Origin of the sequence: Pseudoalteromonas sp. APC 3358, assembly GCF_030408075.1 — a bacterium.
GTDB lineage: Bacteria > Pseudomonadota > Gammaproteobacteria > Enterobacterales > Alteromonadaceae > Pseudoalteromonas > Pseudoalteromonas arctica.
Genome location: NZ_JASDCE010000004.1, coordinates 49,837 through 62,168, shown reverse-complemented (window position 1 = coordinate 62,168; position 12,332 = coordinate 49,837). Strand labels below are relative to the sequence as shown.

Annotated in this window: 4 protein-coding genes and 1 pseudogene; 2 read left to right on the top strand and 3 right to left on the bottom strand. The window is 39.8% G+C overall.

Going from position 1 to position 12,332, the window contains the following annotated elements; translation table 11 throughout:
• Positions 1-37: 37 nt before the first annotated feature.
• Positions 38-496, top strand: coding sequence for an ATPase (locus QL995_RS07635; protein WP_290293879.1), 459 nt, complete (start codon positions 38-40; stop codon positions 494-496).
• A gap of 457 nt (positions 497-953) precedes the next feature.
• On the top strand, positions 954-3,512 hold the full coding sequence (locus tag QL995_RS07630) for a bifunctional diguanylate cyclase/phosphodiesterase (RefSeq protein WP_290293878.1): 2,559 nt from the start codon (positions 954-956) through the stop codon (positions 3,510-3,512).
• 76 nt (positions 3,513-3,588) lie between these two features.
• Here QL995_RS07630 and QL995_RS07625 read toward each other — a convergent pair whose 3' ends face one another.
• The 3 genes and pseudogenes from QL995_RS07625 to QL995_RS07615 all read right to left on the bottom strand — a co-directional run bounded on the left by QL995_RS07625 (position 3,589) and on the right by QL995_RS07615 (position 11,428).
• The gene (locus QL995_RS07625; RefSeq protein WP_010552591.1) at positions 3,589-3,792 is read right to left on the bottom strand and encodes a hypothetical protein; all 204 of its coding nucleotides are present in this window, start codon (positions 3,790-3,792) and stop codon (positions 3,589-3,591) included.
• Between the two features lie 171 nt (positions 3,793-3,963).
• The gene (locus tag QL995_RS07620; RefSeq protein ID WP_290293877.1) at positions 3,964-5,451 is read right to left on the bottom strand and encodes a bifunctional 2-methylcitrate dehydratase/aconitate hydratase; all 1,488 of its coding nucleotides are present in this window, start codon (positions 5,449-5,451) and stop codon (positions 3,964-3,966) included.
• Positions 5,452-5,473: 22 nt separating this feature from the next.
• A pseudogene (locus tag QL995_RS07615) lies at positions 5,474-11,428 on the bottom strand (glucoamylase family protein).
• Positions 11,429-12,332 lie beyond the last annotated feature (904 nt).

The following is a 12,332-nucleotide window of genomic DNA, read 5'->3' as shown; positions in this document are numbered from 1 at the left end:
AATATTGTATAGATATCATCAAACTTAGGAGCAATAAATGCAAATTGAAACAATTAGAGATGTACTCAATTGGACCGTTTTATTTCACAAAAGCTTAAAAGATAGCCTAAACCAGAGCTCTAAACAAAATAAGGATGAGGGAGCGCGAATGATGCTTCGCTACCTATCTGAGCATGAGGAGAGTTTAGAGAATATTGTACAAGGGTTTGAAAATACGGCAGACGAAAAAGCGCTAAACACCTGGTGCTTTGATTACATCGAAAAGCACTCAATTATTGAGCGCGTTGATTGCAACTCACTTTTTGAAGAGCTCGATATCTCGGACATTATGGATAAAATAGTAAACCATCATGAACTAGTTATTGAGTTATACATTCATATATATTCTCGTGTAGATATCGAAAGCGCAAAAACGTTGCTTGATACAATAAAAGATATTGAAGAAAATGAGATAAAAAGAATTGTGCAATCGGCTAACCGATTTTCAGATATGTAATCGACTGATTGAACTGGCAATATTAGTGTATTACTAAGGTGTCAGTTCAATCAAATGTATGTGATATCAATTTATATCCAGGATCTTTTCTTTTAATCGAGTTAAGTAAAATGGTTTGGTGTGCTCAACATATCCGGACAGTCAATCCTAGTTTACTCAGTTATACCAATTTGCTTATATACGGGGGCTATTTAACAACGTTATAGAGTGATTTAACTTGTTTTAATTGTTCAAATATTTATGCAGGTTGGTATTAAAATGAGAAGCAGATGATATTGCATGACTATGAATCTACTTATTTTTCATTAGATTATTCCCTCAATTTAATATATAACCATAAAGGCTGTATCTTTTTATTTAATATAATACAAAACAATTAAATTTGACTGTACTAATACGGCAGTTGCTTTACAGTTTAAGATCTTGGCGACTCAAATTAGAAGGTTACAACAGACTCATGCGGTTATCTCTAACTCAATCAGCAGCAAGTATTTTATATTTAGGCTTTATTCAGTTTTTTGTTGTTGTAGTAATTTTGGGTGGGTTGGAGAGTATTTTACTTGAAGCACCTCTGATGCCTATAATTTCTATTAGTACCGCTTTAATATCGCTAGTTTTAGGCTCAATCTTAACTTTATTATTTAATTTTAAATTTACAAAAAAAGTTAAATATGTGACTCCTGTATTAGGCATTCTAGGGTGTGCTTTTTTCTTAAATTTTCAATTGAGCTTATGGGGAGTCGTTGACGAAAAGTTTTTTTTAATTAGTGATAATCCATTTATCTCTGCTTTAAATGCCGTTATGGTTTTTTCTTTTTTCTCAGCGCTCATTATTAAAATTTTATGTTCTGCAACGATAACTAAAGGGGCTAAGTTTACCAAAGCAGTCATGTTTTTAGTTATCTTTACGGGTGTGTCGTTATGGTACGCTAGTGCAGTAAAAACAGTGAGTAGTGAAGAAGAAAAAGCACGAGAAAAAATAAGCTTAGTGGGGACAATGCTTAATAAAAATCTTGATGAGCATAAAAAGTCATTATCTCGGATTAAGTCGAGATTAGAAAAAGTGAGTCATGATAATTTTTTAAAGCTTGCCGCTGTTGATATGAAAAATTATGCGAGAGATTATAAAATCATCAAAGGGATGCTTATTCTTGATGAAAATCTTACGTTAGTTGAAGGTGACATATTTTCTAAGCAATTTATTTCCAGTGGATTTCTATCAAGTGTTTCTGTAGTGAACTGGTTAAATACAACTACGGATGAAGTTAGATTTGCAGCTAATTCATTAACGTTGAAAACGAGTACGCCGACTATTATGTTTTCGATACCTATAAATTCAGTTACTGGCGGTAAGTATCAAGTTTTAGCTTTACTAGACATGAATTTATTAATTGAGAACAGATACATAGATTATCTAAATACGTTTGATGTATTTATTGAATTGACGCCTCAAGTTTACTTTTCTGTTAATGCTCAAAAGCAAAACGTATACGATTTAAATATACTATTGAGTTTATACAGTGACTATATTGTAGAAAAAGTCGATGTAATGGGCATTTTAAATCACAATATATATAGTTTTATTAATAACTACTCTGCATTAAAAGAAAGGGCAAAAGTCGAACAAATTATAATTTGGCTTACTTTCATCTTTATCTATATTTTTATACTTGCTTCAGACTCTTCATACCTACTAAAACAACAATCAAAAAAGCTGTTTAAAATGGCTAAATATGATGAGTTAACAGGGCTAATTCGCCGAGATGCGCTAGATGATGAAATAAACGCTAAACAGTCTAAGCAGGCCAAAGCGTTAAACTCACCGTGTGCAATGGTTTTTATAAACCTAGATGGCTTTAGTTCTATAAATAATAGTTTAGGGCATGCCATAGGCGATAAAGTTCTCAAGTTAGTTGCAAGAAGGCTTAAAAATAACGCGCTGACAACCGACTCAATAGCACGCTTTGGTAATGATGAGTTTATTCTTTATTACAGCAATATAAGTAAAGATAAACTAAGAGAAGAAATATCAGTATTAATAAGCTCTTTAGCAAACGTTTATTATTTAGAGGACGTTGATATTTATCTTACAGCCAGCGCTGGTATATCGATGTCTAAAGAAAGAGTAGGAAATTCAAAAGTACTATTACAGCATGCAGATATTGCTATGGACAGTGCGAAAACCCTTGGAGGGAATCAGCTTTGTTTTTATCATAAGCTAATGGATGATAAGCATAAAGAAATAGTCCACATTAGAGGAGAGCTTCAAAAAGCGCTTAAAGATGGTGACTTAGAAGTGTATTACCAACCAATCCATAGTTTATCTGAAAACAAAGTGATTAGTGTTGAGAGTTTGGTGCGATGGAAAAGTAATGGTGCGTATATTTCCCCGGCTATTTTTATACCTATAGCAGAGCAAACGGGGCAAATATTAGAAGTTGGCAAACAAGTACTAGCACAGGTACTTAAAGATATGAGTAATACTGCGCAGTTAAAAAATATTACTGTGGCTGTTAATTTTTCACCCCAGCAATTACAGCTGCAAGGGTTTGTTGCAAATATTTGCCAATTAGTCTCTGATAAATGTATAGAGCCACATCGGCTCACCGTTGAAGTGACTGAAACAGTCATGTCAGAAAAAGGGGTTATCGAAGGCGTTCTTAGAAAGCTGATGGCTAAGGGCTTTAACGTTGCGATTGATGACTTTGGCGCTGGATATTCTAGCCTTTCTTACTTGTCGAGGCAGCCTGCTAATATTATAAAAATAGATCGGGAGTTCACGATTGGTGCTGAGCATGAGGGCCAAGAACGCGCTTTATTAGAAGGTATCATCAAGATTTGTACAGAGCTTAAAAAAATAGTGGTCATTGAAGGTGTTGAAAATGCTGAGCTGATCGCCTATTTATCTCAATTCAGCAGTATAAGGGTTCAAGGCTATTATTTTTCCAAACCAATACCTTTAAATAATCTTATTGATTATATTAATAGCCTAAATAAAACAAGTCATCATAAGTAAAACGAGAACAATCAATTATTACCTTACAACATGGATTAACTCGCCAGCTATGGAGTAATAACATAGCCACGAGCGTCTATCTTTTTACGGGGATATCATTTAATAGCTTTATGATAGCGCTGTTATTACCGAGTTTAGCTAAGTCTAACAGGTAGCTTTTTTCTAGCTCTTGCATTGACTGATCTGCTAATAATTCTTTTACCGATTGTTCTTCCCCATTTGCTATTGAAGTTTCTAAGGCTGCAAAGTTTGCAATTGAGTGTTTAATTTCATTAGTCATAATAAGTCCCGTTTGCTGTGTTTTGTTAAAGCTTCGTTTTAAAAAATATTTATATAAAACAATTGTATATTATAAGCTCGCTTTGTTAGTGAGCTATTTTATTACCTAAAAATAGCTCACTTAATTAAGCGAATTGGTATTACAGTATCACCGTACATACTGCAATTTAACTTATTGAATAACAAATAAGTCCATAAAGCTGTTTACTGGCGTATTTTCAAGCTTGGCTTGATCTTTACAAAGGGTAAATATGGTTTGGCATTGTTGGGTTGCAAGGCGTGTTGCTAAATTAGATTTGAATTTAAGCTCTAATAATGGAATGCCTTCCTCACGACGACGGCGATGACCCAAAGGGTACTGCACAACCACTTCTTCTGTTTTACTACCATCGTTAAAGAAAACTTGAATTGCATTGGCAATAGAGCGTTTGTCCGCCTCTAAATATTCAGCTGTAAAGCGTTTATCTTCTAATACCTCCATTTTGTCGCGTAGTTTATCGATGATAGGGTGCGTGTTGTGAAAGTCGTCCTCATAATGATCGCTAGTTAAGTTCCCAAATGCCAAGGGAACAGCAATCATATATTGTAAGCAATGGTCGCGGTCAGCTGCGTTGGCAAGCGGTCCTGTTTTAGAAATAATGCGTATGGCTGACTCGTGGGTGCGGATCACTATTTTCTCAATATCGTCTAAACGCGACTTTACTTGAGGGTGCAAAATAACGGAGGCTTCTGCTGCTGTTTGAGCATGAAACTCTGCTGGAAAAGAAATTTTAAACAAAATGTTTTCCATTACATATGAACCGTAACCTTGGGAGAACGAAAACGTGCGCTTCGCTTCAGGCTTTAGTGCTTGGTCTTTATTAGTTTTGGAGAAAGAGACATCATAAAACCCCCATTGCGCAGCTGTTAATGCACTGGGTATACCCATTTCACCGCGCATTGCCATATCAGCTAAATAAACTGCTCTGGCAGTTGCATCGCCCGCAGCCCAAGATTTACGAGACCCAGTGTTTGGTGCATGACGATAAGTACGCAGTGCAGAACCATCAACCCATGCTTGAGATATGGCTGCCATTATTTGCTCTCTGCTGCCACCCATCATTTTTGTGACAACAGCCGTTGAGGCTACACGCACCAATAATACATGGCATAAGCCAACACGATTAAAAGAATTTTCTAATGCGATAACGCCTTGAATTTCATGCGCCATAATCATGGCTTCAAGTACGTCTCGCATAGTCAGGGGAGGCTGTGAATTTGCGATTCTGACTTGAGACAAGTGATCGGCTACAGCTAAAATAGCACCTAAGTTATCAGAAGGGTGCCCCCATTCAGCAGCTAACCACGTATCGTTGTAATCGAGCCAGCGGATGGTACAACCAATGTCCCACGCTGCTTTAACAGGGTCGAGTATGAGCGAGGTCCCAGGTACTCGTGCGCCATTAGGAACAACGGTCCCTTTGACAATTGGACCAAGAAGTTTGGTACATTGTGAAAACTTTAAAGCGAGCAGCCCACAGCCTAAGGTATCCATTAAACAATTACGTGCAGTGTTTAGTGCTTCTGCGCTTGATACTTCAAACGTTAATACATAATCAGCGATATCCTGGATAACACTGTCGTAATCTGGGCGAGTGTTATTATCTGTATTACTACTCATTTTGTATCCTTAATTCGTTTGTTTATATTTTACTTGGTTTCAATTTATTAGAAGTCATTGAGTAAACGCTTAGGTGAACTTCATGCTTTTGCTTATCGTTTTCAAGTGGAATATAAGTTGATTCAAGCGCTATACCGTCAAGTATTAGCTCACTTTTATTATGTTTTTTATCCCCTATAATTTGCTCAATTGTAATATGGTAATAGGTGCTCTCGAAGCGATAGTCGATTGAGTAGGTGCTCCAATTCTCTGGAATACACGGTGAAATGGTTAGCTTATTTCCTGTTCGTGTTACACCTAATAAAGATTCTATTATTAGTCGGTATAACCAACCCGCTGATCCGGTATACCACGTCCAACCGCCTCGTCCAATATGCGGATCAACGGCATAAACATCGGCGGCTACGACATAAGGTTCGCCTTTATAGGTTTCAACTTGTTCGGCGTTTTTAGCATGATTTAATGGATTGATTATATTCATCAATTCCCACGCTCTTTTTTTGTCGCCTTGTTGAGCAAATGCCATGCTTGCCCAAATAGCGGCATGCGTATACTGCCCGCCATTTTCGCGCACGCCCGGGACGTAACCTTTTATATAACCAGGGTTCATTTTTGATTTATCAAAAGGCGGATTGAGTAATTGGATTAATTTATCATCGCTATTGACCAAATGCTGATACAAAGACGACATTGCTTGCGTAGAGCGCTCATTATTAGCTGCACCAGAGAGCACTGACCAACTTTGCGCTATTGAGTCAATAGTGCACTCTGGGCTTTGTGATGAGCCCAGCGCGGTTCCGTCGTCAAATCATGCGCGACGATACCAAGCTCCGTCCCATGCGTGTTTAGCTAGGTTACCTTGTAGTTTTTGTGCTTCATCGTCACAACGAGTAGCAAACTCTATATCGCCATGTAATGCAGCAATAGGTGAAAATTCTTGTAGTATTTTATATAAAAAGAACCCCAGCCAAACGCTTTCGCCTTTGCCGTGTATTCCAACAAGGCTCATACCGTCATTCCAATCTCCTGAGCCCATTAACGGTAAACCTTTTTCTCCAAAGTGTAAACCATGCTCAATTGCCAACACGCAATGCTGGTAAAGGCTCGACCTTGCTGCACTCACAGAGGGTAAGTCGTAATAGGATTCTTCGTCGTCTTTAAGGGGGCGACCTTCAATAAAGGGCATTAGCTCATCTAAAATAGTTATGTCATCAGTGCCTTTAATGTAACGACACGTCGCTAATGGTAGCCATAAATAATCGTCTGAACAGCGTGTTCTTACACCGCGCCCTGATGGTGGGTGCCACCAATGTTGCACATCACCTTCGCTATACTGACGTGTGGCGCAGTACAGTATGTGATCCCTTAGTAATGCAGGCGAAGCATGTATTAATGCCATGGCATCTTGTAACTGATCGCGAAAGCCAAACGCGCCACCACTTTGATAAAACCCACTGCGAGCCCAAAAGCGACATGCTAAAGTTTGGTACACAAGCCAGCCATTTGCTAATACATTCAATGCAGGGTCGGGGGTATTAACCTGGACACTGCCCAGTGTTTGCTGCCAAAAATCAGTGACTTTTTCGAGTGCAATGCGTGCTGTACCGGGTTTTCTGAGTTTTAAAGCAAGGGTACTTGCTTGCTCTTTATTTTGCGCAGCACCGAGCCTAAAAATAATTGTGCGCTCTTGTTCACTTTGCAGTTCAAAAGGGACTTGAATTGCACCGCACGGATCGAGTGCCGCTCCTAAGTTGCCAGATAAATGAGTACGAGTCATTGCCTGGGGGTCGTGTAATGTTTTATTGCGACCAATAAACTCGCTACGGTCTCCTGTTAGTGTTCGTGACATATCATCAACGTCAAAAAAAGCAACTCTGCCACCAAACTCTGAGTTATAGGCATTAGAGGCAACCAATGCACCGCTCTTAGCATCAATTTCTGTTACAAGGTGTAGCGCTGTTTTAGAACGAAGATCGCCAAGTACCCATTCAACATAACCTGTTGCACTTAGGCGCCTGGTAGTTAATGAGTTGTTTTTAATTTTTAATACCGAGTATTTTACGGCGTCGAGTGTATCTACATACACACAAAGAGAGGATTCGATGCCGGTTTCACTGTGCTCAAAGGTACTATAACCAAAGCCATGGCGGGTTATATAGGGATTAGCCCCACGTTTTGGCATCGCACAAGGTGACCAAAATTTACCTGTATCTTCATCACGTAAATAAAAGGCTTCGCCACCAGATGAGCCTGTAGTGTCTGCACTCCACGGCGTTAAACGAAACTCATGGGCGTTTTCGCTCCACGTATAAGCAAAACCATTTTCGTCAATAACGCTGCCAAAATGTGCGTTTGCTAGCACATTAACCCAAGGCAGAGGGGTTTTATTCGCTTCGGTGGTGGTAATAATATATTCGCGACCATCTTCACTAAACCCACCCAGTCCATTATTTAAAAGTAAGTTTTCTTGAGTATTGCCAAGCGCTTGATTGATTTTGGGATGTAATGCTTGAGTTGGGATTAATCCCTTTACGTTTTTCTCTGCAAGCGTTCGACGGTTTACTTGCTCTGCCAATGTGCCACTTTGATCAATAATAATCCGCGAAACGGCTTGTAACAGTATGCGGTCTTCATTCGAAATTTGTTCTGCTGAGCGAACGAATATCCCGCCAGGGCGATCAATATAATGAGACTCAGTGCCCGTTGCGATTAGCCCCATAATTTGGTCTTGCAAACCTTGTCGGTAACCAACTTGCTCTTCATTCCAAATGACTAAATCAGCGACAAGCCCTTTTAAGCGCCAATATGCATGGCATTGAATAAGTTGGCGGGCAATTTCAATATTATTACCGCTGGCTACTTTTAATAATATGATAGGTAAGTCGCCAGAAATTGAGTAGCCCCATAGTCCAGATTGTCCTCGACGATTTTGTATTAATACAGATGCGTTAGCCCGAAGAGTTGCATTGGCATACAAAATATACCCAGCCAGCTGCCGGTAGAGTTGAGCATCTGCTTCATTGGCGTTAATTTGGCGTAAGGTCACATCGCTATGAGTCCATGCTAAATCAAGTGCTCGATCGGTAATGTGATGATCTTGATATTTAGCAATTAACGCAAGGCAAGCCTGTCTACTTTGTGCCATACCCGTTATTACATCGAGTGTTACTACACTGCCAGCAAGTAAAGCCACAGGAGCACGAATAGCAACAATAGGATCAAGCACTGACCCTTGTTTAGCGTCAAGTTCGCCCATTTCTAGCATTGCTTGTGGTGAAACCAAAGAGCGACCTCTACCAATAAATTGCATACGATCAGTTGTACAAGACAGGGTTCCGACTTTTGTTGTACTGCTATTGACGCGTGTTGAAAGTAAATGAAACATCCAAGGTGTTTTTTCATCAGCAGAGCGTGCACGACGAGTACATAAAATAGCATTGCCACATGGAAGTATTTCAGTTTGTACAAACAAATTACTAAATGACGGTTGCATAAGGTCGGCTGCATGGTTTGCCATTACAACTTCTGCATAAGTGGTTATATCAATTGTACGAGTATCGGGTGAGTGATTACTTAAGCGTATACGACGAAGTTCAATATCGTCCTCCGGAGAGACAACGATTTCAGTGTAAGTTTCTATATGCTGATCGCTTCGGCGAAACTCAGCGCGACCTTCAGAAAATGATGCGCTATACGACTGGGCTGGTTTTAGCGTTGGCTGGTGGGCTGCCGACCAAAAGTCGCCTGTGGCTGTATCTCTAACGTAGACAAATGTTCCCCAATTGTCGCAAGTAGGATCCTCACGCCACCGTGTAACGGCTAAGTCGGTCCAGCGGCTGTAGCCACCTCCTGCATTTGTAAGCATTACATGGTAACGACCATTTGAAAGTAGCTGTACTTGGGGTGTTGAGGTAATGGCTGGAATAGGTGGATTAACCTTTATTTTTGCATGTTCAAATAAAGCCCCGCTCTCTGCGTATTGGTCTATATGAGGTTGGAATATAGATGTTTTAGGCACGCGCTCTTGTAGTAATAGCAAAGCTGATTGCAGTAAAGGGTCTGATTCAAAGCGTTTTTGCATAGGCTGGTCAAGTAAATGATATGCCAATGCAAGTAAGCTCATACCTTGATGGTGAGCCATAAAGGAGCGAATGACTGCGCTTTTTTGATCTCTGGATAAACGGGCAGGGGTGTAATCTATTGCCTCATACAATCCGTAATGTCCCTCAAGTCCACTATCAGCTAACAGTTGAAGATTTTCGCACGCGGCTTGTGGGTTAACCATTAATGCCAATGCAGACGCGTAGGGAGCGATGACGAGGTCTTCTGATAAGCCTCGTTTTAGCCCTAAACCCGGTACGCCAAAGGCATGATATTGAAAATTAAGAGAAGCATCTACCGTATTGTATGCTGACTCAGATATGCCCCACGGTACGTTTTGTCTTTTTCCATAATCAATTTGTCGGGTAACCGCTGCACGACAAGTTTGTTCGAGCAATGTACCGTCGTAGCTAGGCATAACTAACATGGGCATAAGATACTCAAACATAGAGCCACTCCACGACACCAGCACCGGCTCGGCGCCAGCGCTGGTTAGTAGACGACTTAGAGCGAACCAGGTTTGCTGTGGCAATTTACCTTGTGCTATAGCAATAAAACTGGCTAAACGTGCTTCAGATGCCAGTAAATCGTAAAAACTGGTGTCACGTCGATGCTCATCTACGTTATAACCAATAGCCAATAAATGGCGAGACTCATCATATAAAAATGCATATTCCATTTGTGCAAATTCAATCGCTCTGTTGGCTAATTTGTCACATTGCGAAATGCAATCTTTGGCAAGCTGTGTACTGGCTAAAGTATGAATACGTAATGAAGAAAGCCACTGAGTTTCGTCGGATGGTAATACCGATGATAAAAGCGCATCAATTGCGTTAATAGTGTCGGGGCAACGTTTAACTAATTGCTGCATTGTCAAAATATTAGAATCAAGAAATTGCAGTTTTAAGCTAACTGGCGGATTAGTTAGTTTGAGCCATGGCGAAAATAAATAGAGTTCGTTTAGGGTACGCTGGCATTGCCTGTGTAAGTCTTGAGTCCATACTTTATGCTCTTTCGACTTTGTATCTAAATCATTAGCAGGGTCTTGCTTTATATTCTCTAACAATATTCGCGCATTATTATTGAGTGTAATTAAGTGCTGTTCAACGTCATATAGATTTGTAGGCGCAGTGATACGAACAGCGTTAAGTATTGAGTTCATGGCATTAATAGCGGTATCGATAATATTGTTTTTATTTTGCTCTGAGTCTAATTGCAATGTTTTAAACAAGTTTGCCACAATAGCCAAAGTGATACTTATGCCTTCAAACATTTGTGGGTGAACAATAGGTTTAGAAGGGAGTTCTTTTAATGCTATTTGTAAAGTTAAAAGGTGACCGGCTAAGTTACCGCTATCTACTGATGAAATATAGCGCGGTGGCAAAGGTTGCAATGTTTGTGTGTCGTACCAGTTATAAAAATGCCCTTCGTGACGCTCGAGTTTATCGAGGGTATTAAAGCAATCTTGCGTGCGTTGAATTAAATCACTTTGTACAATAAAACCAAAATCATAGGCGCTAACGTTAGCCAGTAAAGACAGACCAATATTAGTAGGCGATGTACGGTGCGCAATAACAGGACCGGCTTCCTCTTGATAGTTATCGGGAATTAACCAATGATCGTCTGCAGTGTTAAAGTGGTCGAAAAAAGCCCATGTTTTACGGGCAATAGTTTGTAAAAATAATTGTTGCTTGTCGCTCAGTGGCGCTAAATTATCGAGTTTAGGCTCACTAAACCACCATGTTATAACCGGTGATAAAAGCCATAATAAAAGTAGAGGAAATACAGCTAATATATTTGTAAAAGTTAAGTGTAAAGGGGCAAAGTAAAGTAGCGAAGCGATTAAAGTAATCGCAATAAATGGCGCAGTCCACATAGTGTAATAACTATTTATTAAGGCATTTACTACATGATTAGATTTATGATCTGTGACATGCCACTCTAATAAACGACGTTGAGTAAACAGCATTCGACCCGCACTACGTAATATTGCGGTTAAGTTAAACACAGCCTCAAAAGGTAAACATGCTAAACGAAAGCCGATTTGAATAAGCTGACGAACAAAGCACTGTAAAACATCATGCAAATGGTGGGACATCAGCATTTCTGCGGGTTTGCGCATCGACGAAATTAGCGCGCTCAGCAATGGCGGTAATAAATAAATAGCACTTATGGCAAGGGTCCATTTCAATGGATTAGCTGCTGTAAACCAACCAACCGTAAGTAATAAAAAGAGTGCGAGTGGTTCGATACTTCGACGTAAATTATCAAGGATTTTCCAACGTGATAAAGGTGACAAAGGATTTTGACATTTATCGCTTCGAGTGTTTAAAACACGAGGAAGTAACCAGCGCACAATTTGCCAATCTCCTCTGATCCAGCGCTCACGCCGACACATATCAGTGTTGTAACGTGTAGGGTATTCTTCGTACAAGTGCACATCACTAATCAACCCTGAGCGAGCATAGCAACCTTCGAGTAAATCATGGCTGAGTATTTGGTTTTGTGGTAAACGGTTACCAAGTGTTTGTTCAAATGCATCTATATCGTATATACCTTTACCGATAAATGAGCCTTGTGAAAAGAGGTCTTGGTACACATCGGATATTGAACGCGTATATGGGTCGATACCCGGTTCTTCACCAAATAATTGCGAGTAACGAGAAGGGTTATGTCCCGATAGACTTGCTGCCATACGTGGTTGTAAAATGCCGTAGCCGCCTACAATACATTGTCTTTTTTCATCAAATCTTGGTTGATTTAAAGGGTGCGCCATGGTC

Excerpts from the sequence above, each read along its gene's own strand:
- QL995_RS07635 (WP_290293879.1), top strand. The coding sequence starts at position 38 with ATGCAAATTGAAACAATTAGAGATGTACTCAATTGGACCGTTTTATTT.
- QL995_RS07625 (WP_010552591.1), bottom strand. The coding sequence starts at position 3,792 with ATGACTAATGAAATTAAACACTCAATTGCAAACTTTGCAGCCTTAGAA.
- QL995_RS07620 (WP_290293877.1), bottom strand. The coding sequence starts at position 5,451 with ATGAGTAGTAATACAGATAATAACACTCGCCCAGATTACGACAGTGTT.
- QL995_RS07630 (WP_290293878.1), top strand. The coding sequence starts at position 954 with ATGCGGTTATCTCTAACTCAATCAGCAGCAAGTATTTTATATTTAGGC.